This window comes from Nocardioides sp. ChNu-99, from assembly GCF_029493445.1.
Taxonomy (GTDB): Bacteria; Actinomycetota; Actinomycetes; order Propionibacteriales; family Nocardioidaceae; genus Nocardioides.
In genome coordinates, this window is the sequence record NZ_JAHWBL010000008.1 from 63,853 (window position 1) to 87,471 (window position 23,619).

General features: G+C 72.5%; 30 protein-coding genes. 23 read left to right on the forward strand and 7 right to left on the reverse strand.

What is annotated here, in order from left to right; genetic code table 11:
• Position 1: 1 nt before the first annotated feature.
• The 14 genes from KK617_RS04820 (at position 2) to KK617_RS04885 (ending at position 10,758) form a co-directional block, all read left to right on the forward strand.
• Positions 2 to 754, forward strand: coding sequence for an L-threonylcarbamoyladenylate synthase (locus KK617_RS04820; RefSeq protein WP_346812801.1), 753 nt, complete (start codon positions 2 to 4; stop codon positions 752 to 754).
• Positions 755 to 766: 12 nt separating this feature from the next.
• Positions 767 to 1,912: an MraY family glycosyltransferase gene (locus tag KK617_RS04825; protein WP_277498432.1), complete on the forward strand. Its 1,146-nt coding sequence runs from the start codon at positions 767 to 769 to the stop codon at positions 1,910 to 1,912.
• 115 nt (positions 1,913 to 2,027) lie between these two features.
• Positions 2,028 to 2,537 carry a hypothetical protein gene (locus tag KK617_RS04830; RefSeq protein ID WP_277498433.1) on the forward strand — a complete coding sequence of 170 codons (510 nt, stop codon included), beginning with the start codon at positions 2,028 to 2,030 and terminating at the stop codon, positions 2,535 to 2,537.
• Between the two features lie 33 nt (positions 2,538 to 2,570).
• Complete coding sequence (locus KK617_RS04835; RefSeq protein ID WP_277498435.1) at positions 2,571 to 2,831, forward strand: hypothetical protein; 261 nt, start codon at positions 2,571 to 2,573, stop codon at positions 2,829 to 2,831.
• A gap of 73 nt (positions 2,832 to 2,904) precedes the next feature.
• Positions 2,905 to 3,726 carry a F0F1 ATP synthase subunit A gene (gene atpB / locus KK617_RS04840; protein WP_277498436.1) on the forward strand — a complete coding sequence of 274 codons (822 nt, stop codon included), beginning with the start codon at positions 2,905 to 2,907 and terminating at the stop codon, positions 3,724 to 3,726.
• Between the two features lie 63 nt (positions 3,727 to 3,789).
• The gene (atpE, locus tag KK617_RS04845; RefSeq protein ID WP_277498437.1) at positions 3,790 to 3,993 is read left to right on the forward strand and encodes an ATP synthase F0 subunit C; all 204 of its coding nucleotides are present in this window, start codon (positions 3,790 to 3,792) and stop codon (positions 3,991 to 3,993) included.
• Between the two features lie 38 nt (positions 3,994 to 4,031).
• Entirely contained in the window at positions 4,032 to 4,571 is a 540-nt protein-coding gene (locus tag KK617_RS04850) for a F0F1 ATP synthase subunit B (RefSeq protein ID WP_277498438.1), read from the forward strand.
• Positions 4,571 to 5,377, forward strand: a complete 807-nt coding sequence (locus KK617_RS04855) for a F0F1 ATP synthase subunit delta (RefSeq protein WP_277498439.1) — start codon at positions 4,571 to 4,573, stop codon at positions 5,375 to 5,377. The genes KK617_RS04850 and KK617_RS04855 overlap by 1 nt, the downstream gene beginning before the upstream one ends.
• A 69-nt stretch (positions 5,378 to 5,446) precedes the next feature.
• Entirely contained in the window at positions 5,447 to 7,087 is a 1,641-nt protein-coding gene (gene atpA, locus KK617_RS04860; RefSeq protein WP_277498440.1) for a F0F1 ATP synthase subunit alpha, read from the forward strand.
• 2 nt (positions 7,088 to 7,089) lie between these two features.
• Complete coding sequence (locus KK617_RS04865) at positions 7,090 to 8,016, forward strand: F0F1 ATP synthase subunit gamma (protein ID WP_277498441.1); 927 nt, start codon at positions 7,090 to 7,092, stop codon at positions 8,014 to 8,016.
• 5 nt (positions 8,017 to 8,021) lie between these two features.
• Positions 8,022 to 9,479 (forward strand): F0F1 ATP synthase subunit beta, encoded by a 1,458-nt coding sequence (gene atpD, locus KK617_RS04870; RefSeq protein WP_277498478.1) that lies wholly within the window; start codon positions 8,022 to 8,024, stop codon positions 9,477 to 9,479.
• Between the two features lie 2 nt (positions 9,480 to 9,481).
• Positions 9,482 to 9,874, forward strand: a complete 393-nt coding sequence (locus KK617_RS04875) for a F0F1 ATP synthase subunit epsilon (RefSeq protein WP_277498443.1) — start codon at positions 9,482 to 9,484, stop codon at positions 9,872 to 9,874.
• Between the two features lie 139 nt (positions 9,875 to 10,013).
• On the forward strand, positions 10,014 to 10,454 hold the full coding sequence (locus KK617_RS04880) for a DUF2550 domain-containing protein (protein WP_277498444.1): 441 nt from the start codon (positions 10,014 to 10,016) through the stop codon (positions 10,452 to 10,454).
• A gap of 7 nt (positions 10,455 to 10,461) precedes the next feature.
• Positions 10,462 to 10,758, forward strand: coding sequence for a SelT/SelW/SelH family protein (locus KK617_RS04885; protein WP_277498445.1), 297 nt, complete (start codon positions 10,462 to 10,464; stop codon positions 10,756 to 10,758).
• A 34-nt stretch (positions 10,759 to 10,792) separates the two neighbouring features.
• On the opposite strand, the gene KK617_RS04890 is transcribed toward KK617_RS04885, so the two are convergent.
• Positions 10,793 to 11,368: a cob(I)yrinic acid a,c-diamide adenosyltransferase gene (locus tag KK617_RS04890; protein WP_277498447.1), complete on the reverse strand. Its 576-nt coding sequence runs from the start codon at positions 11,366 to 11,368 to the stop codon at positions 10,793 to 10,795.
• A 135-nt stretch (positions 11,369 to 11,503) separates the two neighbouring features.
• On the opposite strand from KK617_RS04890, the gene KK617_RS04895 reads away from it, so the two are divergent.
• Together KK617_RS04895 and KK617_RS04900 are read left to right on the forward strand one after the other, a co-directional pair.
• Positions 11,504 to 11,839, forward strand: coding sequence for an STAS domain-containing protein (locus KK617_RS04895; RefSeq protein ID WP_277498449.1), 336 nt, complete (start codon positions 11,504 to 11,506; stop codon positions 11,837 to 11,839).
• Between the two features lie 64 nt (positions 11,840 to 11,903).
• Positions 11,904 to 13,967 (forward strand): protein meaA, encoded by a 2,064-nt coding sequence (locus KK617_RS04900; protein WP_277498451.1) that lies wholly within the window; start codon positions 11,904 to 11,906, stop codon positions 13,965 to 13,967.
• A gap of 16 nt (positions 13,968 to 13,983) precedes the next feature.
• Here KK617_RS04900 and KK617_RS04905 read toward each other — a convergent pair whose 3' ends face one another.
• Positions 13,984 to 14,319 (reverse strand): hypothetical protein, encoded by a 336-nt coding sequence (locus tag KK617_RS04905; RefSeq protein ID WP_277498452.1) that lies wholly within the window; start codon positions 14,317 to 14,319, stop codon positions 13,984 to 13,986.
• Between the two features lie 133 nt (positions 14,320 to 14,452).
• Between KK617_RS04905 and KK617_RS04910 the strand changes: the two genes are divergently transcribed.
• From KK617_RS04910 to KK617_RS04920, 3 genes are all read left to right on the forward strand, one after another.
• Positions 14,453 to 14,641, forward strand: coding sequence for a hypothetical protein (locus tag KK617_RS04910; RefSeq protein WP_277498453.1), 189 nt, complete (start codon positions 14,453 to 14,455; stop codon positions 14,639 to 14,641).
• 65 nt (positions 14,642 to 14,706) lie between these two features.
• Entirely contained in the window at positions 14,707 to 15,231 is a 525-nt protein-coding gene (locus tag KK617_RS04915; protein WP_277498456.1) for a ferritin, read from the forward strand.
• Positions 15,232 to 15,244: 13 nt separating this feature from the next.
• Positions 15,245 to 16,198 carry an FAD-dependent oxidoreductase gene (locus KK617_RS04920; RefSeq protein ID WP_277498457.1) on the forward strand — a complete coding sequence of 318 codons (954 nt, stop codon included), beginning with the start codon at positions 15,245 to 15,247 and terminating at the stop codon, positions 16,196 to 16,198.
• On the opposite strand, the gene KK617_RS04925 is transcribed toward KK617_RS04920, so the two are convergent.
• Genes KK617_RS04925 through nucS form a run of 3 tightly spaced genes read right to left on the reverse strand, consistent with a single transcriptional unit; the run spans position 16,167 to position 17,636 of the window.
• Entirely contained in the window at positions 16,167 to 16,508 is a 342-nt protein-coding gene (locus tag KK617_RS04925; protein ID WP_277498458.1) for a DUF952 domain-containing protein, read from the reverse strand. The two genes, KK617_RS04920 and KK617_RS04925, sit on opposite strands and share 32 nt — an antisense overlap.
• 2 nt (positions 16,509 to 16,510) lie before the next feature.
• Positions 16,511 to 16,951, reverse strand: a complete 441-nt coding sequence (locus tag KK617_RS04930; protein ID WP_277498460.1) for a hypothetical protein — start codon at positions 16,949 to 16,951, stop codon at positions 16,511 to 16,513.
• A 10-nt stretch (positions 16,952 to 16,961) separates the two neighbouring features.
• The gene (gene nucS, locus KK617_RS04935; protein ID WP_277498462.1) at positions 16,962 to 17,636 is read right to left on the reverse strand and encodes an endonuclease NucS; all 675 of its coding nucleotides are present in this window, start codon (positions 17,634 to 17,636) and stop codon (positions 16,962 to 16,964) included.
• Between the two features lie 115 nt (positions 17,637 to 17,751).
• On the opposite strand from nucS, the gene KK617_RS04940 reads away from it, so the two are divergent.
• The 3 genes from KK617_RS04940 to KK617_RS04950 all read left to right on the forward strand — a co-directional run bounded on the left by KK617_RS04940 (position 17,752) and on the right by KK617_RS04950 (position 20,762).
• Positions 17,752 to 18,972, forward strand: a complete 1,221-nt coding sequence (locus tag KK617_RS04940; RefSeq protein WP_277498463.1) for a 3-hydroxyacyl-CoA dehydrogenase NAD-binding domain-containing protein — start codon at positions 17,752 to 17,754, stop codon at positions 18,970 to 18,972.
• Between the two features lie 124 nt (positions 18,973 to 19,096).
• Positions 19,097 to 19,939 carry an endo alpha-1,4 polygalactosaminidase gene (locus KK617_RS04945; protein ID WP_277498465.1) on the forward strand — a complete coding sequence of 281 codons (843 nt, stop codon included), beginning with the start codon at positions 19,097 to 19,099 and terminating at the stop codon, positions 19,937 to 19,939.
• A gap of 10 nt (positions 19,940 to 19,949) precedes the next feature.
• Complete coding sequence (locus tag KK617_RS04950) at positions 19,950 to 20,762, forward strand: alpha/beta hydrolase (protein ID WP_277498467.1); 813 nt, start codon at positions 19,950 to 19,952, stop codon at positions 20,760 to 20,762.
• Positions 20,763 to 20,814: 52 nt separating this feature from the next.
• On the opposite strand, the gene KK617_RS04955 is transcribed toward KK617_RS04950, so the two are convergent.
• Entirely contained in the window at positions 20,815 to 21,348 is a 534-nt protein-coding gene (locus KK617_RS04955) for a CGNR zinc finger domain-containing protein (protein WP_277498469.1), read from the reverse strand.
• Between the two features lie 38 nt (positions 21,349 to 21,386).
• Between KK617_RS04955 and KK617_RS04960 the strand changes: the two genes are divergently transcribed.
• A complete protein-coding gene (locus KK617_RS04960) occupies positions 21,387 to 22,397 on the forward strand; it encodes an EamA family transporter (RefSeq protein ID WP_277498473.1) in 1,011 nt (336 codons plus the stop codon).
• Positions 22,398 to 22,507: 110 nt separating this feature from the next.
• Here the strand turns inward: KK617_RS04960 and KK617_RS04965 are convergent.
• Positions 22,508 to 23,619: DivIVA domain-containing protein (locus tag KK617_RS04965; RefSeq protein WP_277498475.1), on the reverse strand; the 1,112-nt coding region annotated here is incomplete at its 5' end.

The following is a 23,619-nucleotide window of genomic DNA, read 5'->3' on the forward strand; positions in this document are numbered from 1 at the left end:
CGTGGACGACGCGGAGCAGCAGCACCAGCCCCAGGAGCCCGAGCACACGTCGGGGGAGCAGGCTCCCCCCGCACCGCCCAGCCTCGAGAAGACCTCGTCGCGCGTGCGTGCGACCGGCACCGAGGACGAGCGGGAGGCGGCCCTCGAGGCCGCCACCCTCGCGGTGCGGCAGGGCTCGCTCGTCGTGCTGCCCACCGACACGGTGTACGGCGTCGGTGCCGACGCGTTCGACCCCGACGCGGTCGGGCGCCTGCTGGCGGCGAAGGGCCGGGGCCGCGAGATGCCGCCACCGGTGCTCATCAGCGCCGCGGTGACGGCCGACGCGCTGGCGCGCTCGATCCCCGGCTGGGCCCGCGCCCTCATGGACGCCTTCTGGCCCGGGCCGCTGACCCTGGTCCTCCCGGCGCAGACGTCGCTGCAGTGGGACCTCGGTGACACCCGCGGCACCGTCGCCCTGCGCATGCCCGACCACGACGTCGCCCGCGAGCTGCTCGAGCGCACCGGCCCGCTGGCCGTCAGCTCCGCGAACCTGACCGGTCGCCCGGCGGCGCTCACCGCCGCCGAGGCCGACGGCATGCTGGGCGCGTCGGTCGAGGTGGTGCTCGACGCCGGACGCTCCCCGCGCGGCGAGGCGAGCACGATCGTGGACGCGACGGGCGACCAGGGGCGGGTCCTCCGCGTCGGCGCCCTCTCGCTGGAGCAGCTCAACACCGTGCTCGAGCCGCAGGGCGCGACCCTGGTCGACCAGGGCTGAGGACCGCCCGGCATGCGCGAGTACCTCCTCGTCTTCCTCGTCGCCGCCACCGTCAGCTACCTGCTGACGGTCGTGGCGCGCGAGGTCGCGGTGCGGGTGGGCGCGGTCGCCCGCGTGCGCGACCGCGACGTGCACGCCGAGCCGATCCCGTACTTCGGCGGTGTGGCCATGCTGGGCGGCATCGTGGCGGCGTACTTCGTCGCGCGGCAGCTGCCGTTCCTGTCCTTCCGCGGCTCCGACGAGATGTTCCGCGACGCGGGCGTGGTGGTGATCGCGGGTGCCGCGATCTGCCTGCTCGGGGTCTTCGACGACATCTTCGAGATCGACCCCCTCATGAAGTTCGGCGGTCAGGTGCTCGTCGCCGGCTTCCTCGTGGTGCAGAACGTCCAGTTCTTCTTCTTCCAGGTGCCCGGCGGCGCCGTCGTCGCCATCGACCCGCTGCAGGGCGCGACCCTGACCGTCCTGGTCGTGGTGGTGACGGTCAACGCGGTGAACTTCGTCGACGGCCTCGACGGCCTCGCGGCCGGCATCGTGGGCATCGGCGCCCTGGCCTTCTTCGTCTTCTGCTACCAGCTCACCAACATCAACGACGAGACCCTCGCGACCACCGGCGCGCTGCTGAGCGCGATGCTCGCGGGCGCCTGCGTCGGCTTCCTGGGCCACAACCACCACCCGGCGCGGCTGTTCATGGGGGACAGCGGCTCGATGCTGCTCGGGCTCATGCTCGCGGCGAGCGCGATCACTCTCACCGGCCAGTTCCCGGCCACCCAGCTCTCCTCGGGGGGCGACGGCGGCTCGGCCAGCCTGCTGCCGACGCTGCTGCCGGTGCTGCTGCCGGTCTCGATCCTCATCGTCCCGCTGACGGACCTCGCGCTGGCGGTCGTGCGGCGCACCAGCCGGGGCACGTCGCCGTTCGCGGCGGACAAGGAGCACCTCCACCACCGCCTGCTCGTCTTCGGCCACTCCCACGGGCGCGCCGTCGTCATCATGTGGCTCTGGGCGGCGCTCGTCGGCTTCGGCACCGTCGTGCTGAGCCTCTACTCCCGTCCCATCGTCGCCGTCGTGGTGGCGGCCATGGCGGTGGTCACCGTGTGCCTCACCTTCCTCGTGCGCAAGACCGCCGAGGAAGAGGGGGAGCGGCTCGAGGACGCCGTCTGAGGACGGCGACGACGCCCTCTACTACTCAGCGTCGGAGACTCGTGATAGTTTTCACGAGCGGTCGATCGGCCGCGTCAGCACTGCAGATCCGCCTCCCACAGAACGGCCGCCGACCATGACGACCGCGTCCCGCAGCTCTGCCCAGGACACCCCCTGGGCGACGCGCGCGGTGCTCCGCACGGCAGGCCCCGTGGCCGGCCTCGCGGTCCTGCTGGCCGTCGTGGGCGGGCTCGTGCAGGGCGCGGACGCCGCGCTCGGCGCCCTCGTCGGGGGAGCGCTGCTCCTCGTCGTGCTGACGACCAGCACCGCGATCGTCGCCGTCCTCTCCAGCTGGGTGAGCGGCTCGCTGATGCTCCTCGCGATGCTCACCTACACGTTGAACGTCCTCCTCGTGCTGGTCGCGCTCGCGGCCCTCGCGGCGTCGGGTGCCACCGACGGTCCGCTGAGCGCACGGTGGCTCGGGGGAGCGGTCGTGCTGGGCGCCGTGGCGTGGAGCGTCGTCCAGGTCGTCGTGACCACGCGCCTGCGCGTGCCGCTCTACGACCTGCCCGAGCGCTCCGCCGTACCCACCCCCGCACCCACCTCCGTTCCCACCTCCGTTCCCGCGGAGAGGCCAGGTGCGTGATGGGCGCGACAGCCTGCTATCGTCCCGATCGCGATGACAACGCAGGAGCCTTCCTCCGACGACCGCAAGACGACCCCCGACGGGCCGACGGCCGATCCCTGGCGCTCGTTCAGCTACATCGTCTCGGGCGTGCTGGCGTACGGGCTGCTCGGCTGGCTCGCGGACCGGTGGTTGGGCACGACCTTCCTCGTTGCGATCGGCATCCTGGTGGGCGCGGGCCTGGGCATCTACATGACCTTCGCGCGGTACAACCGGGCGTCCCCCAGCAAGCCCCCCAGCACACCCCCGACCTGATCGCGGGCGGACCGGCAGGCTCCGCCCCGATCGCCGCAGACCTGACGGCCGACCTGAAGAAGGAGCACTCGCGTTGAGCGCAGTCGTTCTCGCAGCCTCCGGTGACGAGTTCACCCCGCCGGGCCCCGCCGACTTCGACCTCCCGCCCATCGGCGGGGGATCGTCGTTCGAGTTCCTCGGCCAGGAGATGACGCTCGGCGTCACCAAGCCGATGCTGCAGATCGTGATCTTCGCCGGTCTGGTGTTCGCCTTCCTCTACCTGGCGTCGCGCAAGCGGGCCATGGTGCCGGGCAAGCTCCAGTACGTCGGCGAGAGCGCCTACGGGTTCGTCCGGAACTCCCTGGGCCGCGACATCATCGGCAGCCACGACTTCCAGCGGTTCACGCCGTACCTGGTGTCGCTGTTCTTCCTGGTCCTGTTCAACAACTGGGCTGCGTCGATCCCGTTCGTGCAGTTCCCGACGTTCTCCCGCGCCGGCCTGGTCTACGGCCTCGCTGCGGTGAGCTGGATCGTCTACAACTACGTGGGCATCCGGAAGCACGGCTTCCTCGGCTACCTCAAGCTGCAGGTGCTCCCGAGCGGCGTGACGGGGCCCATCCTCATCCTCATCGTGCCGCTGGAGTTCTTCTCGAACCTCATCGTCCGCCCGGTGACGCTGGCGCTGCGACTCCTGTGCAACATGTTCGCGGGCCACCTCCTCCTCATCCTGTTCGCGCTGGGCGGCGAGTACCTGCTGCTGCACGGTGCGGGTCTCGTGAAGCCCGTGGGCATCCTCGCGTGGGTCCTGTTCGCGGCCGTGTTCTTCCTCGAGCTGCTGATCCAGTTCCTGCAGGCCTACGTCTTCACGCTGCTCACCGCCATGTACATCGCCGGCGCCCTCGCCGACGAGCACTGATCTTCCCGCCCACCCCTCGTTCTCCGCACTCATCGCGGAGAAACCAACCGAAAGGAAATCGCCGTGGACGGCTCCCTCAACATGATCGGTTACGGCCTGGCTGCCATCGGGCCCGGTGTCGGCATCGGTCTGATCTTCGCCGCCTACATCAACGGTGTGGCGCGCCAGCCGGAGGCGCAGGGTCGTCTCCAGACCATCGCGATCCTCGGCTTCGCCCTCGCCGAGGCCCTCGCCATCATCGGTATCGCGCTCGCGTTCGTCCTCTGACGTAACCGCTCGGCATCTTCGACGAAGGACAACTGCCCATGAAGTCCAGCAACCTCGCGGCTGGTGAGGAGCTCAACCCCCTCATCCCGCACCCGATCGAGATCGTTCTCGGTCTGGTGGTGTTCGGCCTGCTCTTCCTGCTCGTCAAGAAGTTCGTCGTCCCGAACTTCGAGGAGACGTTCGCGGCCCGCACGAAGGCCATCGAGGGTGGTCTCCAGGCAGCCGAGTCGAAGCAGGCCGAGGCCGACGCCAAGCTCGCCGAGCTCGAGCAGCAGCTCGCGGACGCCCGCCACGAGGCGGCACGCATCCGTGAGGAGGCGCGCGAGCAGGGCGCGGCCATCGTCTCGGAGATGAGGGAGCAGGCCCAGGCCGAGTCCTCCCGCATCGTCGAGGCCGGCAAGGCCCAGATCGAGGCGGAGCGTCAGCAGGCGGTCACGTCGCTGCGTGCCGAGGTCGGCACCCTGGCGACCGGCCTGGCCGGTCGCATCGTGGGGGAGAGCCTGGAGGACGAGGCCCGCCAGAGCCGCGTCGTCGAGCGCTTCCTCGCCGACCTCGAGTCCGCGGGCGGAGCCCGCTGATGGCGGAGTTCCGTGGCGCTTCGGCCGACGCACTCGCAGCGCTGGCCGACGAGCTGCGGGGCGTCGCCGACGCCGACCAGGCGCGGGTGGGCGACGACCTCTTCGCGGTCGCCGGCATCCTCCGCGGCGAGCCCGGCCTGCGCCGGGTCGCCACGGACGTGTCGGTGGACACGAGCGCCAAGCAGGGTCTGCTCCGGCAGATCCTCACGGGCAAGGTCGCCGACGCCTCCCTGGCGATCGTCTCCTCCGCCGTGTCCCGGCGCTGGACGGGCGGTCGCGACCTCGCCGACGCCCTGGAGCGTCTCGGTGAGATCGCGGTCGTGCGCTCCGCCGGCCCGGACTCGGTGCGCCTGGAGAACGAGCTGTTCGGGTTCGCCCAGGTCGTGTCGGGCGAGCCCGCCCTGCGCGACGCCCTGTCCGACCCGGCGCGCTCGGCCGACGACAAGGCCCGCCTGCTCGACGAGCTCCTCGGCGGCCGTGCCCTGCCCGCGACGGCCACCCTGGTCAAGCAGGCGCTGGCCGGCACCTACCGCACCGTCGGCGTCGCCCTGGCGACGTACGGGCGGGTCGCGGCCGACGTGAACGGCGAGCGGGTGGCGACGGTCACCGTCGCGACGCCGCTCTCGGACACCGACCGCAATCGCCTGGCCGACACCCTGGCGCGCCAGTACGCGCGTCCGGTGCACCTCAACGTCGTGGTCGACCCGTCGGTGGTCGGTGGTGTGCTCGTCGAGATCGGCGACGACATCATCGACGGCACCGTGGCGGGCCGTCTCGACACCGCACGCCGCCGCCTCGCCGGCTGACCCCCGGCACCGACCCCCAGCCGCACCCGTGCCCTCCACCCACCGGGCCCGCGAACAGAAGGAAGAGTGATGACGGAGCTTTCGATCCGTCCGGACGAGATCCGCGACGCGCTCCAGCGTTTCGTGTCGGACTACCAGCCCGAGACCACCGCCCGTGAGGAGGTGGGCCTCGTCGCCGAGGCCGGCGACGGCATCGCCCGTGTCTCCGGCCTGCCGTCGGCGATGGCGAACGAGCTGCTCGAGTTCGAGGACGGCACCCTGGGTCTCGCCCTCAACCTCGACGCACGCGAGATCGGTGTCGTCGTCCTCGGTGACTTCGACAAGATCGAGGAGGGGCAGACGGTCAAGCGCACCGGCGAGGTCCTCTCGGTCCCCGTCGGCGACGGCTACCTCGGTCGCGTCGTCGACCCGCTGGGCAAGCCCATCGACGGGCTCGGCGAGCTCGCCACGTCCGGCCGCCGCGCGCTGGAGCTGCAGGCTCCCACCGTGGTGCAGCGCAAGTCGGTGCACGAGCCGCTCGCGACCGGCATCAAGGCCATCGACGCCATGACGCCGATCGGCCGCGGCCAGCGCCAGCTGATCATCGGCGACCGCGCGACGGGCAAGACGACGATCGCGATCGACACGATCATCAACCAGAAGCAGAACTGGGAGACCGGGGACCCGAGCAAGCAGGTCCGCTGCATCTACGTCGCCATCGGCCAGAAGGGCTCCACCATCGCCTCGGTGCGCGGTGCCCTCGAGGAGGCCGGCGCGCTGGAGTACACGACGATCGTCGCCGCCCCGGCGTCGGACTCGGCCGGCTTCAAGTACCTGGCCCCCTACACCGGCTCGGCCATCGGCCAGCACTGGATGTACGAGGGCAAGCACGTCCTCATCGTGTTCGACGACCTGACCAAGCAGGCCGAGGCCTACCGCGCCGTGTCGCTGCTGCTGCGTCGTCCGCCGGGCCGCGAGGCGTACCCCGGTGACGTGTTCTACCTGCACAGCCGGCTCCTCGAGCGCTGCGCGAAGCTGAGCGACGAGCTGGGCGCGGGCTCGATGACGGGTCTGCCGATCATCGAGACCAAGGCCAACGACGTCTCGGCGTTCATCCCGACCAACGTCATCTCGATCACCGACGGCCAGATCTTCCTGCAGTCGGACCTGTTCGCGGCCAACCAGCGCCCGGCGATCGACGTCGGCGTCTCGGTGTCCCGCGTCGGCGGCGCGGCGATGACGAAGGCGATGAAGGCCGTCACCGGCTCGCTCAAGGTCGACCTGGCGCAGTTCCGCGCCATGGAGGCGTTCGCGATGTTCGCCTCCGACCTCGACGCCGCCTCGCGCCAGCAGCTCGACCGCGGTCAGCGCCTCATGGCGCTGCTCAAGCAGCGGCAGTACTCGCCGTACCCGGTGGACGAGATGACCGTCTCGCTCTGGCTGGGTACGTCGGGCCGCCTCGACCGCGTGCCGACCGACGACGTGCTGCGCTTCGAGCAGGAGTTCCTGGACTACCTGCGTCGCTCGCACGACGGCGTGCTCGCCGGCATCCGCGAGAGCCTGAAGTTCGAGGACTCGACCGAGACGGCGCTCTCCGGTGCGTACGACGCGTTCCTCGACCAGTTCTCGACCTCGGACGGCAGCTCGCTCAAGGCCGGCAAGGAGCAGCACGAGGCCCTCGAGGACGACGCGCTCGAGCAGGAGCAGATCGTCAAGCAGAAGCGGGGCTGACGATGGCCGTATCGCTGCGTGAGTACCGCGCGCGGATCCGATCGACCGAGTCGATGAAGAAGATCACGCGCGCCATGGAGCTCATCGCTGCGTCTCGCATCATCAAGGCGCAGCAGCGGGCGCAGGCCGCCGCGCCGTACGCCCGTGAGCTCACCCGCGCGGTCTCGGCGGTGGCGACGTTCTCGAACGTCGACCACCCGCTGACGACCGAGCCGGAGAACTCGACCCGGGCCGCGGTCCTCATCGTCACGAGCGACCGCGGCCTGGCCGGGGCCTACTCGTCCAACGTGCTCAAGGAGGCCGAGCGCCTCATCGAGCGCCTCCGGGGCGAGGGCAAGCAGGTCGACGCGTACATCAGCGGCCGCAAGGGCGAGGCGTACTTCAAGTTCCGCCAGCGCCCGATCGTCCGGGCGTGGACCGGTTCGAGCGACCAGCCGTCGTACGACGACGCCCGGTCGATCGGCCAGGCGCTCATCACCGCGTTCCTCGCCGAGTCCGGCGAGACCGTGGACGACGTCCAGGGCGTCGACGAGGTGCACGTGGTCTTCACGCGCTTCAAGTCGATGCTCGTCCAGGAGCCGCAGGCCATCCGCCTGCTGCCGCTGGAGGTCGTCGAGGGCACGGAGGCGCCGGAGCAGGCCGACCTCCTCCCGCTCTACGAGTTCGAGCCGTCGGGCACCGAGGTGCTGGACGCGCTGCTGCCGAAGTACGTGCAGAGCCGGATCTTCTTCGCGCTCCTGCAGGCGGCGGCGTCCGAGCTCGCGGCCCGCCAGAAGGCGATGAAGTCGGCCACGGACAACGCGGACGAGCTCATCAAGAAGTACAAGCGGATCGCCAACCAGGCCCGCCAGGCCGGCATCACCCAGGAAATCAGCGAGATCGTCGGTGGCGTCAACGCGCTTGCCGACGCCCAAGCCGGGAGTGAGTGAACACAATGACCATCACTGTTGATGAGACCCAGGCTGGCGGGGCCACCGGTTCCGTCGGTCGCATCACCCGCGTCATCGGCCCGGTCGTGGACATCGAGTTCCCGACCGACGCGATGCCCGCGATCTACAACGCCCTCCAGGTCACCTTCGACCTGGGCGGCGAGTCGACCACGATCATCCTCGAGGTCGCGCAGCACATCGGCGACGGCATGGTCCGCGCCATCTCCATGAAGCCGACCGACGGCCTGGTCCGCGGCGCGCAGGTCACCGACACGGGTGAGTCCATCACCGTGCCGGTGGGCGACGTGACGCTCGGCAAGGTGTTCAACACGACCGGCGACTGCATGAACCTCGCGCCGGGCGAGACCCTCGAGGTCAACGAGCGCTGGGGCATCCACCGCAAGGCGCCCGCCTTCGACCAGCTCGAGTCGAAGACGCAGATGTTCGAGACCGGCATCAAGGTCATCGACCTGCTGACCCCGTACGTGACGGGCGGCAAGATCGGCCTGTTCGGCGGCGCCGGCGTGGGCAAGACCGTGCTCATCCAGGAGATGATCGCGCGTGTGGCCCGCAACCACGGTGGTGTGTCGGTGTTCGCCGGTGTCGGCGAGCGCACCCGTGAGGGCAACGACCTCATGGTCGAGATGGAGGAGGCCGGTGTCTTCGGCCAGACCGCCCTCGTCTTCGGCCAGATGGACGAGCCGCCGGGCACGCGCCTGCGCGTCGCGCTCTCCGCGCTGACGATGGCGGAGTACTTCCGCGACGTGCAGAAGCAGGACGTGCTGCTGTTCATCGACAACATCTTCCGGTTCACGCAGGCCGGCTCGGAGGTCTCCACGCTGCTCGGCCGCATGCCGTCCGCCGTGGGCTACCAGCCCAACCTGGCCGACGAGATGGGTCAGCTGCAGGAGCGGATCACCTCGACGCGTGGTCACTCGATCACCTCGATGCAGGCGATCTACGTGCCCGCCGACGACTACACCGACCCGGCGCCGGCCACGACGTTCGCCCACCTCGACGCCACGACGGAGCTCTCGCGCGACATCGCGTCGCTGGGCATCTACCCCGCCGTGGACCCGCTCACCTCGACGTCGCGGATCCTCGACCCGCAGTACATCGGCCGTGAGCACTACGAGTGCGCGATCCGTGTCAAGCAGATCCTCCAGCGCAACAAGGAGCTGCAGGACATCATCGCGATCCTCGGTGTCGACGAGCTCAGCGAGGAGGACAAGATCGTCGTCCACCGCGCGCGCCGCATCCAGCGCTTCCTGTCGCAGAACACCTACGTGGCCAAGCAGTTCACCGGCATCGAGGGCTCGACCGTGACCATCGCGGACACGATCGAGGCCTTCAACAAGATCGCCGAGGGCGAGTACGACCACGTGGCGGAGCAGGCGTTCTTCATGTGCGGTGGTCTCGACGACGTCGAGGCCAAGTGGGCCGACATCCAGAAGAACCTCTGACGATGGCCGGCACGCTGCACGTCGAGCTGGTCAGCGCGGACCGCGTGGTGTGGTCCGGCGAGGCCACCCGCGTCATCGCCCGCACGGTCGCGGGTGACGTGGGTGTCCTCCCGGGGCACGCGCCGCTGCTGTCCGTGCTCTTCCACGGAGTCGTCGACATCCAGTCCGCCGAGGGCGAGACCTGGATCGCGGCCGTGTCCGACGGGTTCCTGTCGGTCGCGGACAACCGGGTCTCGGTGCTCTCGGAGTACGCCGAGCTGTCGCACGAGATCGACGTCGAGAAGGCGCGCGCGGAGCTCGAGCGCGTCAAGGACGCGGGCGAGGACGACACGGAGGCGCGCGACGCGCTCCTCATCGCCGAGGCGCGGATCCGGGCCGTCGAGCACGCGTCCTGACCCGCGTCGTACCCCGCACCACCTGTACCACCGCTGCTGCCCGGCCCGCGCCCTCGAGGGTGCGGGCCGGGCAGTAGCATGCGGACACCGCACGGCCCGTCGGGTCGTCGCGGTTCCCCCACCCCCGAGGAGGACGCGCATGCCGTGGTGGCAGTGGCTGCTCGACGGCCTCGCCGTCCTCGTCGCGCTGCTGGTCCTCTACGGCATCGGTCTCGTCGTCCGCCGCCGGCTCCTGTCCCGCGGTGGCGGCACCTTCGAGCTGAGCGTGCGGCTGCGCACGCAGGACCCCGGCCACGGGTGGGTGCTCGGCCTGGGCCGCTACCAGGGCGGTCGCCTCGAGTGGTTCCGGATCTTCTCCCTCTCCCCGCGTCCCAAGCGCGTCTGGGGGCGCTCGGAGCTGCAGTACGTCGGTCGTCGCGCCCCCGTGGAGGGGGAGAGCTCGTCGCTCTACGCCGACCACGTGGTCGTCGAGTGCACGACGCCGCAGGGCCCCGTCGAGCTGGCCCTCGGCTCGGCCTCCCTCATGGGCCTGCAGGCCTGGCTCGAGGCCGCCCCGCCCGGCACCGCCGAGCACATCTGAGCCGGCCGTGACCGCCCGCGTCCGCATCACCTACTGCACCCGCTGCAACTGGCTCCTGCGCGCCAGCTGGTACGCCGGGGAGCTGCTGCAGACCTTCACCGACGAGCTCGACGAGGTCGCGCTCGCCCCGGCCACCGGGGGCGCGTTCCGGGTCGAGGTCGAGGTCGACGGCGTGCGCCACCAGGTGTGGGACCGCGCCGCCGACGGCGGGTTCCCCGAGATCACCGAGCTGAAGCGCCGGGTCCGCGACCTGGCCGCCCCGGAGCGCGGCCTGGGGCACGCCGACCGCGCCCGCGACGCCTGACGGGCCGCCCGCACCCCCACGGCCGGGGTGGAGCTCAGTCGCGCTCGCCCCCCGGCACCCAGAGCACGTCGCCGTTCTCGCGGTTCGCGTGCCGGGCCAGGATGAAGAGCAGGTCGGAGAGCCGGTTGAGATACTTGATCGCCTCGAGGTTCATCGTGTCGCCGTGCTGCTCGTGGGCCGCCCACGCGGCGCGCTCGGCCCGTCGTACGACGGTGCGCGCGACGTGCAGGTGCGCTGCTCCCGGCGTACCGCCGTTGAGGATGAAGGAGCGCAGCCTCGGCAGGTGCTCGTTGTAGGCGTCGCACCACGCCTCGAGGCGGTCGACGTAGTCGGGCTCGACCCGCAGCGGCGGGTACTCGGGGTCGGGGACGACCGGGGTGGAGAAGTCCGCGCCGACGTCGAAGAGGTCGTTCTGCACCCGGGTGAGGACGGCGACGACGTCGGGCTCGAGGTCGCCGACGGCCACCGCGACGCCGATGTGGGCGTTCGCCTCGTCGACGTCGGCGTAGGCCTCGAGCCGCCGGTCGGTCTTCGTCGTCTCGCTCATGTCGCCGAGCCGCGTCGTGCCGGCGTCGCCGGTGCGGGTGTAGATGCGCGTCAGGTTGACCATCCGTCCACCCTAGGGCTGACGGGGGCGACCTGCGGCGCGTGGAGGTCCACCGAAAGTCGGATGCGCGGTGCGGCGCGGTGCTGGCAGCGTGGTGCTCGCGGCCGCCGGGGGAGCGGCCCGGGGACGGGGGACGAGATGACGCGGGGGACCGAGCGCGCGCGGCCGGTGGAGATCGTGGGCGCCGGCCCTCGGCTGGAGCTGGTGGGCGACTTCGACGTGCGCAGCACCGGCCGGGTGCGCAGCGCCATCGACGAGGCGCTGGTGCACCACGACCGCGTGGTCGTGGACCTGGCCGGCGTGGACAACGTGGACCTGACCGCGCTGCGGGTGCTCGCGGCAGCGGGTCGACGCGCGGCGCGTGCGGGGCACCGCCTGGCGGTGGCGTCCCCGCAGCCCGGGGTCCGGCGCCTCATGCACCTGTCGCACCTGGCCCGCCTCATGGAGGTCGAGAGCGTCGCCAGCCCGGCCTGAGGGCGTGTCGGATGGACCACACATCGTGGTTACCTGTCAGTCACTTTCGTCATACTCTGCCCCCATGACCAACTCCCCGCAGAGCGCTGTCGACGCCGCCGCCGCTCCCACCCCCGCCGCTGTTCCCGAGCGCCCGGCGAAGGACCGGCCGTGGGTCATGCGGACGTACGCGGGGCACTCGACCGCGGAGGCGTCCAACGCGCTGTACCGCGGCAACCTCGAGAAGGGCCAGACCGGTCTGTCGGTGGCGTTCGACCTGCCGACGCAGACGGGCTACGACCCCGACAGCCCGCTCTCGCGCGGCGAGGTCGGCAAGGTCGGCGTGCCGGTGCCGCACCTGGGGGAGATGCGCAAGCTGTTCGACGCCATCCCGCTGACCGGGATGAACACGTCGATGACGATCAACGCCACCGCGATGTGGCTGCTGGCGATGTACCAGGTGGCCGCGGAGGAGCAGAACCCCGAGCTGTCGCCGGAGGAGGTGGCGGGCCAGCTGGCCGGCACCACCCAGAACGACATCATCAAGGAGTACCTCTCGCGCGGGACCTACGTGTTCCCGCCCGAGCACTCCCTGCGCCTGATCAGCGACATGATCGCCTACACGGTCCACCAGATCCCGAAGTGGAACCCGATCAACATCTGCAGCTACCACCTGCAGGAGGCGGGCGCGACGCCGACGCAGGAGCTGGCGTACTCGCTGTGCACCGCGATCGCGGTCCTCGACGCCGTGAAGGCGTCGGGCCAGGTGGACGAGGCCGACTTCGAGAAGGTCGTCGGCCGCATCTCGTTCTTCGTGAACGCCGGCGTGCGCTTCGTCGAGGAGATGTGCAAGATGCGCGCGTTCGTGCAGCTGTGGGACGAGATCACCCGCGAGCGGTACGGCGTCACCGACGCGAAGATGCGCCGCTTCCGCTACGGCGTGCAGGTCAACAGCCTGGGGCTGACGGAGTCGCAGCCCGAGAACAACGTGCAGCGCATCGTGCTGGAGATGCTGGCGGTCACGCTGAGCAAGGACGCCCGGGCCCGCGCCGTGCAGCTGCCGGCGTGGAACGAGGCGCTCGGCCTGCCGCGTCCCTGGGACCAGCAGTGGTCGCTGCGCCTGCAGCAGGTGCTGGCCTACGAGTCGGACCTGCTGGAGTACGGCGACATCTTCGACGGCAGCCGCGTCGTCGAGGCGAAGGTCGCCGAGCTCGTGGAGAGCGCGAAGGCCGAGATCGACCGGGTCCAGGCGATGGGCGGCGCGATCGCGGCCGTCGAGTCGGGCTACATGAAGCAGGCTCTCGTCTCCTCGCACGCGGCCCGTCGGGCGCGGATCGAGCGCGGCGAGGAGATCATCGTCGGGGTCAACAAGTTCCAGAGCACGGAGCCGTCGCCCCTGACCGCCGACCTCGACGGTGCGATCCAGACCGCCGACCCCGAGGCCGAGGCGGCCGCCATCGCGTCGGTCGAGGCGTGGAAGGCCGAGCGCGACGAGAAGGCCGTGGCCGAGGCGCTGGCCCGCCTGGCCGCGGACGCGAAGTCCGACACCAACCTCATGCACGCCACCCTGGCCGCCGCCCGCGCGGGCGCCACGACGGGGGAGTGGGCCGGCACGCTGCGCGAGGTCTTCGGGGAGTTCCGCGCGCCGACGGGCGTCTCCGGCGCGGTCGGCGTCGCCGAGGCGGGCGCCGAGCTCACCGCGGTGCGCGAGCGGGTCGCCGGCACCGGCGAGGAGCTGGGCGGCCGGCTGCGCCTCCTCGTGGGCAAGCCCGGGCTGGACGGGCACTCCAACGGCGCCGAGCAGGTCGCCGTGCGGGCCCGCGACGCCGGCTTCGAGGTCGTCTACCAGGGCATCCGGCTCACCCCGGAGCAGATCGTGTCGGCCGCGGTCGCCGAGGACGTGCACTGCGTCGGTCTCTCGATCCTGTCGGGCTCGCACATGGAGCTGGTGCCCGACGTGCTCGAGGGCCTGCGGGCCGCGGGCGCCGACGACATCCCGGTCATCGTCGGCGGGATCATCCCCGACTCCGACGCCCGCCGGCTGCGCGAGCTCGGCGTCGCGGCGGTCTACACGCCCAAGGACTTCGGCCTGACCGAGATCATGGGCGGCATCGTCGACGTCATCCGCGAGGCCAACGGCCTCGCCTGAGCGCGGGGCCGACCGTTCAGCGGCGAGCGCGCCGTACCAGGGTGAGGGCGAAGCAGGTCAGCGCACCGGCGAGCAGCACCAGCCCCAGGGCGACCAGGGCGTTGGCCACCTGCGCGGAGACGTAGAGCTTCAGCACGCCCACGTCGCCCTCGCCCTCGCCGTCCCCGAAGACGGAGTGGGTGAGCGCGTCCGGCACGCCGCTGACCAGCATCGAGGTCAGGGCCATGACGAGCAGCACGACGCCGGCCCCGGTGGTGCCCGGACCGCCCGCGGGTCGGGCGGGGGAGGTCGGGCGGGGCGACGGCGGCGGGTACGCCGGGTCCCGCGGCGGCGGGGGAGGCTGGCTGCTCATGGCGGGCCACCCTTCCCGGCGGGGGGTCGCAGGCAAACGCCGGGCGCGGCCCGGGGTGCGCCCGGGGTGTGCCGGGGTGCGGTGCCGGTCACACAGGAAGGCGAGCCTTCCCGGGTCCCGTAGGATCGAGCCCGTGGGCAAGTCGAAGGGGAAGAAGCTCCCCAAGTTGAAGTGCTGCGAGTCGAGGTCGAAGTGCGGCCGCTGCCCCCTGCGCATGCTCAAGGAGGGCACGCTGCCGGACGGCTACACCGTCAAGCACCGCCACCTCGTGCGCGTCGACGGCAAGAAGGTCTCGAAGAAGAAGCTGGAGAAGGCTGCCTGAGCGCCCGCCGCGACGCGGCGCCTGCCATGATCACCGCAGCCGTCGCCCGTGACCGAGGAGTGCCCATGCCCGCCGCCCGCTTCGCCGAGCAGCTCAACGCCCAGATCGGCAACGAGCTCGCCGCCCACAACCAGTACCTGGCGTGCGCGGTCTACTACGACGCCCTGACCATGCCGCAGATGGCCGCGTTTTTCTACGGCCAGGCGGTCGAGGAGCGCGACCACGCGATGATGATGGTCAAGTACCTCCTCGACACCGACGCCGCCGTGACGATCCCCGGCGTCGGCGCCCCGATCTCCGCGTTCGACGACCTCGTCGCCCCCGTCGCGCTCGCGCTGGCGCAGGAGAAGAAGGTGACCGAGCAGATCAACGCGCTGCTGCGCACCGCCCGCGAGGAGAGCGACTTCGCCTCCGAGCAGTTCATGCAGTGGTTCATCAAGGAGCAGGTCGAGGAGGTCGCCACCATGAGCGACCTGCTGACGGTCGTGACCCGCAGCCGGGACGACGTCAACGACATCGAGGAGTACGTCGCGCGCGAGCAGCGCGCGGAGGCCGCCGACCCGACCGCGCCGCCGGTCGCGGGCGCGTGAGCAGGGCCGTCCGGTGAGTCGCGTGATCGTCGTCGGCGCCGGGGTCGTGGGCCTCTCGGCGGCGGTCCGCCTGCTCGAGGACGGTCACCGGGTCGACGTCGTCGCCCGCGACCTGCCCCTGGAGACGACCTCGGCGGTGGCCGGGGCGATCTGGTACCCCTACCTCGCCTTCCCCCGCACCCGGGTGGGCGACTGGGGGCGCACGACGTACGCCGTGCTCGACGCGATCGCCGACACCGACCCCGACGCGGGGGTGGTCCTGCGCGAGGGCACCGAGGTGTTCCGCACGCCGACCCCCGACCCGTGGTGGGCCGACGGCGGGCCCGCGCTGGCCCGCGAGACCGCGCTGCCGGACGGGTACGTCGACGGGTGGACGTTCCGCACCCCGCTCGTCGAGATGCCCGTCTACCTGCGGTGGCTGGCCGGGCGCGTCGAGGCGCTGGGCGGCACCATCACCCGCATGAACCTCTCGGCGCTGCCGAGCTCCGCGGACGTGGTCGTCAACTGCACGGGCATCGGGTCGCGGCTGCTCGCCTCCGACTGCACGGTGGTGCCCAACCGCGGCCAGGTCGTGGTCGTCGAGCAGTTCGGGCTCGACCGGTGGTGGCTCGACCCGTCGGGCGAGGACCCCACCTACGTCATCCCCCGCAGCCGCGACGTGGTGGTCGGCGGCACCGACCTGGAGGGGGAGTGGAGCCGCACCCCGTCACCGGAGGTGGCGGCGTCGATCCTGGCCCGCGCCGCGCGTCTCGTGCCGGGCCTGCGCGACGCCCGGGTGCTGCGGCACAAGGTGGGTCTGCGGCCGCTGCGTCCCGCCGTACGCGTCGAGCGGGTGGGTGACGTCGTCCACTGCTACGGCCACGGCGGTGCCGGGGTCACCCTTTCGTGGGGGTGCGCGGAGGAGGTCGCGCGACTCGTCGGCGCGACCGGCCCGGTCACGCCCTCGATGGAGGCTCGCCGGGCGTGACGGGCTCGACCGCCCCCACCGCGGTAGCGGGGAGCTCGCCGTACACGTGGGGGTAGGTGTCGTCGCCGACCGGGTCCTCCCGCCACGGGATCCCGAGCTCGTCGAGCCGGTCCGTGTCGACGACGAGCAGCACCAGCGGCTCGGTGACGTCGGCGTACCAGCGCTCCAGCACACCGTCGACCTGCTCGGCGCGCGCCGCGTGGAGGAAGCCCTCCTGCTCGAGGCTGCGCCCCCGGGTCGACGTGGTGTACGAGCCGGTCGCCCGGGCCCGCTCCCAGTCCGCGGCGGTGGCGACGTGGTGGATCAGCATGCTCAGCGCTCCGGGTAGTCGACGAGGTGGTCCTCCCACGCGTCGGCGGCGGCGCGCAGGTCGGGCGACGGTACGACGAGCCCCACCGTCGTGGGAACGCCGGGCGAGTGGGTGGCGCGCAGCCGCACCTCGAGCGCGGCGCTCCCGCCCGCCTGGCGCGAGAGGCGGAAGGCCAGCGTCGGCTCGGTGAACGTCAGGCTCGCCCAGCCCCGGCCGTCCGCGACGGCACGGAGCCAGTCGGCGAGCGCCCGGGCCTCGGTCGCGGTGAGGCAGGGCTCGCTCACCCGGTGCGTCGCCGCGCCGGTGCGGAGGACGGCGTCGACGACGAGCCAGTTGGCGTCGGGGTCGTAGGCCTCCGCGGTGCTCGCGGCGCCGGGGAACTCGTAGCCGCGCACGGTCAGCTCGAGACCGCGTCCGGCGGGGTCGAGGAGGCGCAGGCTCACGACCGGGTCCTCAAAAGAGCCGGTCCTCGGCGTCGTCCATGCCGCGCAGCGCGTCGTAGTCGACCACCGCGCAGGTGATGCCGCGGTCGGTGGCCAGCACGCGGGCCTGCGGCTTGATCTCCTGCGCGGCGAAGATGCCGCGCACGGGACGCAGCGCGGGGTCGCGGTTGAGCAGCTCGAGGTAGCGGGTGAGCTGCTCGACGCCGTCGATCTCGCCGCGGCGCTTGATCTCGACCGCCACCGAGGCGCCGAGGGCGTCGCGGCACATCAGGTCGACCGGCCCGATGGCGGTGGGGTACTCCCGCCGTACCAGCGTGAGGCCGTCGGCCAGGGTGGCCGGGTGCTCGGCGAGCAGGGCCTGCAGGTGCTTCTCGACGCCGTCCTTCTGCAGGCCCGGGTCGACGCCCAGGTCGTGGCTGGAGTCGGAGAGCACCTCGGCGATGAGGATGCGCAAGGTGTCGTCGCCCTTGCTGGTGACGACCCACTCGACGGCCCCGTCCTCGGTGGTGCCCTCCACGAGGCGGCACGGCGGGCTCATCCAGTTGAGCGGCTTGTAGGAGCCGCCGTCGGAGTGCACGAGCACCGAGCCGTCGGCCTTCACCATGATGACCCGCGTGGCCATCGGGAGGTGCGCGGTCAGGCGCCCGGCGTAGTCCACCTGGCAACGAGCGACGACGAGTCTCACGTCGGGGCAATCTACCGGCGGTCCGCGGCGGCCGGCGGCGGGGGCGGCGGGCGGGACGTGACGCCGCCCACAAAGGGACTTACCGGTGAGTAGGTTTCGTGTCATCATCGCCGCCATGACCTCACACAACGAGCAGATCAGCGCCACCCTGGTCTACCCGTACCTCAACCACGCCGTGCGGATGTACGAGTCCGGCTACGCCACGCGCGGCGACGTGGACGCGGGCATGCGGTTCGGCTGCGGCTACCCCGTCGGGCCGCTGCAGGCCCTCGACGAGATCGGTCTGGACGTCGTGCGCGACGCCCTCGCCGCGCGGTACGCCGAGAGCGGCGACCACCTGCACCAGCCCGCCGAGCTGCTCGAGAAGCTCGTCGCGGAGGGTCGCACCGGGCGCGCGTCCGGTCGAGGCCTCTACACGTGGGCCGACGGCGCCGTCGTCGCCGACGAGGAGACCCCGTCCTCCGACGACGCCCCGCAGCTGCGCCACGAGGTGCGGAGCGTGGGCGTGGTCGGCACCGGCACCATGGCCGCCGGCATCGTCGAGGTGTTCGCCAAGGCCGGGTTCGAGGTCACGTACGTCGGTCGCAGCGACGACAAGCTCGCAGGCGTCGTCGCCACGATCACCAAGAACCAGGACCGCGCGATCGCCAAGGGCCGCGGCGACGAGGCGACGAAGACCGCCGTGCTCGGACGCCTGCACGGCGCCACCTCCCGCGAGGCGCTCGCCGACGTCGACCTCGTCGTCGAGGCCATCGCGGAGGACCTCGCGGTGAAGACCGAGCTCTTCGCCGACCTCGACCGCATCTGCAAGCCGGGCGCGATCCTCGCGACGACGACGTCCTCGCTGCCGATCGCCCGGTGCGCCGAGGCCACCTCGCGTCCCGAGGCCGTCATCGGCATGCACTTCTTCAACCCGGCGCCGGTCATGAAGCTCGTCGAGGTCGTGACGACGGAGAGCACCGCCCCCGAGGTCGACGAGACCGTGCGCGCGCTCTGCGCCCAGGTCGGCAAGGTGGCCGTCTCGTGCGGCGACCGCGCCGGCTTCATCGTCAACGCGTTGCTGTTCCCCTACCTCAACGACGCGGCGCTGCTCGCCGAGCAGGGCACGCACTCCCTGGTCGAGATCGACGCGGCGATCAAGGAGCAGGTGGGGCTGCCGATGGGCCCCTTCGAGCTGCTCGACGTGGTCGGCAACGACGTGTCGCTCGCCATCCAGCAGGAGCTGCACCGCGAGTTCGGCGAGCCGGGTCTGGCGCCGGCGCGCACGCTCGAGGAGGCGGTGGCCCAGGGTCGCCTCGGTCGCAAGACCGGCGCCGGGTTCCACGACTACAGCTGACCCTCGGCAGGGTCCTGACGGCGGGGTGCCGGGCGCGCGGGTCGCGGCCGGCACCCCGTCGCCGTGCCCGCGTGGTTCACTGACCGACGGCGCCGGGGCCCACCCGGTCGAGCGGGGGGACGCGATGGGCGCGCGAGGCACCGGGCGGGTACGACGTGGGGCCGCGGTGGCCGGGACGGTGGCCGCGCTGGCGCTCGCGGCGGCCGGGTGCGCGACCCAGGCGGGCGACGAGGGGCCGGGCGAGAGCACGGAGCGCAGCGCGGAGGCGGACGGGGCCGTCGGTCTGCCTCCGGCCGGGGCACGCTGGGACTACCAGATCGGCGGCCCGCGCGACGTGCCCGACGACGTCGCCGTGGTGGAGCGCGACCGCGCGGCCGAGCCGCTCGCGGGTGTCTACAACCTCTGCTACGTGAACGCGTTCCAGGCCCAGCCCGGCGACGAGGCCACCTGGGGGGACCTGCTCCTCGTGGACGCGGCGGGGGAGCCCGTCGTCGACGAGGACTGGGACGAGGTGCTCCTCGACACCTCCACACCGGAGCGGCGCGAGGCGCTCGTCGCGGTGGTGCGGCCGTGGATCGAGGGCTGCGCCGAGGACGGCTTCGACGCGGTCGAGCTCGACAACCTCGACTCCTTCCTCCGCTCCGACGGGCTGCTCACGCTGGACGACGCGGCGGCGTACGCCGAGCTGCTCGTCGAGGTCGGCCACGAGGCCGGGCTCGCCGTCGCGCAGAAGAACCTGGGGGAGTACGACGGCACCGCGGTCGGCTTCGACCTGGCGGTGGTCGAGGAGTGCGGCGCGTACGACGAGTGCGGCGCCTCCACCGCGTCGTACGGCGACCGCGTGCTCGTCGTGGAGTACACCGACGAGGGCCTCGCGACGGCGTGCGCCGGCTGGGGTGACGAGCTGTCGGTGGTGCGGCGCGACCTCGACCTCGCCCCCGACGGCGAGCGCGCCTGGTGCGACTAGCCTTCTCGGCGTGGCCCAGAAGATCCGAGCGAACTCCGTCCTCCCGGCGCGCCGCGAGGCGCTGACGCTGCACACGGCCGACGGGCTCGCGCTCGTCGGGGAGCTGGCGCTGCCGGAGGACCGCGACCCGGTCGCGACGATCATCTGCCTGCACCCGCTGCCCACGCACGGCGGGATGATGGACAGCCACGTCTTCCGCAAGGCCGCGTTCCGCCTGCCGGCGCTGGCCGGGGTCGCCGTGCTCCGCTACAACTCGCGCGGCACGTGGAGCGAGCAGGGCACGAGCGAGGGCACCTTCGACAACGGGGTCGGCGAGCGCTTCGACGTCGCCGCCGCGATCGAGTACGCCGAGTTCGGTGACCTCCCCGACGTGTGGCTCGTCGGCTGGTCGTTCGGCACGGACGTCACCTTGATGCACGGCCTGGACCCCCACGTGCGCGGCGCCGTGCTGCTCAGCCCGCCGCTGCGCTACTCGCTCCCCGAGCACCTCGAGGCATGGGCGACATCGGGCAAGCCCCTGACCGCGCTGGTGCCGGAGCACGACGACTACCTGCGGCCCGACGAGGCGCGCGAGCGCTTCGCCGTCGTCCCGCAGGCGGAGGTCGTCGGGGTCGACGGCGCGAAGCACCTCTGGGTGGGCGACGCCGAGCGGGTGCTGGACGAGGTCGTCGCGCGCGTCGCGCCCGGCGTGGCCGTGCCGTTGCCGCGGGAGTGGGACGGGCCGATGAAGAGCGCCGACTCGAGCGCGTACAACGCGCACAACCTCGCGGCGTACGCCGACGTGCCGGTCCCCGGGCCCGCCCAGCGCTCCGCGGAGGACTGAGCCCCGGCGTGGGCACGCTCAGCCGCGGGCGGGCACGGCCGCGGGGCCGGGCTCAGCCGTTCTGGCGCGCCCGGTAGGCCGCCACCGCCGTGCGGTTGCCGCACGTGGTCGAGCAGAACTTCCGCGAGCGGTTGCGCGACAGGTCCAGCACGATGCCCGCGCAGTCGTCGGCCGCGCACAGGCTGAGCCGCGACATCTCGTCGGAGCGGATGACGTCGACCATGGCCATCGCGGTCTCGACGGCGATGCGCTCGGCGAACGGGCGGTCGGGGTCGATGGCGTGCAGGTGCCAGTCCCAGCCGTCGTGCCGGGCGAGCTGGGGGAGCGCGCCGGCCTCGGCGAGCATGGCGTTGACGATGCCGACGGCGTCGTCGCGGGTGCTCGTCAGCAGCGTGCGCAGCCGCGGGCGCAGGTCGCGCACCTCGTCGAGCTCGGCCCGGGTGCGGTCGTGGCGGCCGGCGTACTCGAACCCCGCGAAGAACTCGTCGAGGTCCGCCACGGTCGTCATCGTGTCCGGTGGCTCGGCGCTGTTGACCAGTGCGACGGCCGACCCGAGCGAGACCTCGGTGTCATGCGTGAAAAGCATTTTGACACCTTACCAAGCGAGGTCTACCGTCATGACCCATGACGACGTTGACTCCTGACACCCCCGTGGCCGTGGTGCCCGGCCAGCGACTCGGCGCGGGGCTGCTGCTCGCGCTGACCTCCGCCTCGGCGTTCGGGATGTCGGGGGCGCTGGCGCGCGGCCTGCTCGACGCGGGCTGGACCGCCGGCGCCGCCGTGACGGCGCGCGTCTCCCTGGCCGCGCTCGTGCTGCTGGTGCCCGCCGTGCTCGTCCTGCGGGGCCGGTGGGGGACCCTGCTCGGCCAGCCGCGCACGCTCGGCACCGTCGCGCTCTACGGCGTGCTCGCCGTGGCCGGGGCGCAGCTCTGCTACTTCTACGCGGTGTCGTACCTGCAGGTCGGGGTGGCGCTGCTCATCGAGTACACCGCGCCCGTCGCGGTCATCGTCTGGATGTGGCTGCGCCACGGCCAGCGCCCCGGGCGCACGACCGTGGCGGGCGCCGCGGTGGCGGCCGTCGGCCTCGCGATGGTGCTCGGCGTCGTGGGCAGCGGTGTCGACCTCGACGTTGTCGGCGTGCTGTGGGGGCTGGGCGCGATGATCGGCTGCGCGGCGTACTTCGTCATCTCCGCCGACGGGGACAACGGCCTGCCCGGCACGGTCCTGGCCGCCGGCGGCCTCACCGTCGGCGCGCTCACCCTCGGCACGGCGGGTCTCGTCGGGGTGCTGCCCATGGCGGCGACCACCGCAGACGTCGTGTACGGCGGGACCGCCGTCCCGTGGTGGCTCCCGGTGCTGGGCCTCGGTCTGGTGACCGCGGCGCTCGCCTACACGACCGGGATCGCCGCGTCGCGTCGCCTCGGCTCGCGCCTCGCGTCGTTCGTCGCGCTCTCCGAGGTCGTCATGGCGCTGGTGTTCGCGTGGCTGCTGCTCGGCGAGCTGCCCGGCCCGCTGCAGCTGGTGGGCGGACTGCTCATCCTCGCCGGCGTCATCGTGGTCAAGCTGGGCGAGGCCGGCGTCCAGGAGGTCCGCATCGGCGAGCCCGAGAGCGCCGAGGTCGCCGAGGCGGGCTGAGCCCGCCGTACCGGACCCTGCGCGGGAGACCTGCGCTCTGCGGCCCAGGCATCGGCCGTAGAGCACAGGTCCCCCGCTCAGGCGGGGAATACTGAGCCCCCGCCCGAGCCTCAGGCCTGGGCGTCCTCGTCGGCCGCGAAGCCGGCGACGACGTCGCGCAGTGCGCCCAGCTGGGCGGCGATCGCGTCGCGGCGCCGGGCCATGCGCTCGGCCTCCGACTTGAGCGCGGCGAGCTCGCGCGCCGCCTCGGCGTGGCCCGAGGCCTGGATCGACTCGCTCTGCGTGCGGGCGGAGGCGACGATCTGCTCGGCCTCGCGGCGGGCGCGGCTGAGCAGCGCCTCGGCCTCGCGCTGCGCCTGCTCGCGCTGCGCGGAGCCCTGGGCGATCGCCTCGCGGGCCCGCTCCTCGGCGGCCACGGCGCGCTCCTCGGCCTCGGTCACGATCTGGTTGGTCTGCGCCATCGCGCTCGCGTGGTGGTCGGCGGCCTCGCGGGCCAGGCGCTCCTTCTCGACGGCGAGGGCCCGGCGGGCCTCCTGGACCTCGCGGTCGGCGCCGGCACGCAGCTTCTCGGCCTCGCGGGTCGCGCTGCTGCGCAGGTCGTTGGCCTCCTGCTCGGCGGCCAGGCGCAGCTGGGCGGCCTCGCGCTTGGCGGACGCGATCACGTCGGAGGCCTCGGAGCGGGCCAGGGTCCGCTCCTGCTCGGCGTCCGCGATGATCCGCGTGCGCTGGTCCTCGAGGTCGCGCAGCTGGACGGCGCGCATGTCCTCGGCCTCGCGCGCGGCGTCGGCGCGGATGGCGCGCGCGTCGCGGTTGGCCTGCTCGAGGATCTCGGACGCCTCCTGGGCGGCCGTCTCGCGCACGTCGCTCGCCTCCTCCTCGGCCAGGCGCAGCATCTCGCTCGCGCGGCCGCCGAGGCCGGCGTACGTCGGGTTCTTGAACTCGGCGACCTGCTGGTGGAGGGCGTGGACCTCCGCCTCCAGCTCGGCGATGCGGTGCTCGGCACCGCTCAGCCCGGCGGCGAGGCCCGCCTTCTCGTCGATGACCTGCTGCAGGGCCCGGTTGACCGCCTCCTGGTCGTAGCCGCCGCGCCGCACGACCGGCAGGGCCGGCACCGTGCCGCGCGTCGGGACCGGACCGGGGGCCGCGGTGGCGCCGCGCGGGGGGACGGCGGCCCGGACCTGGGTGCCGCCGGGACGGGGCGGCACGGGGGCCCGCCCGGGCT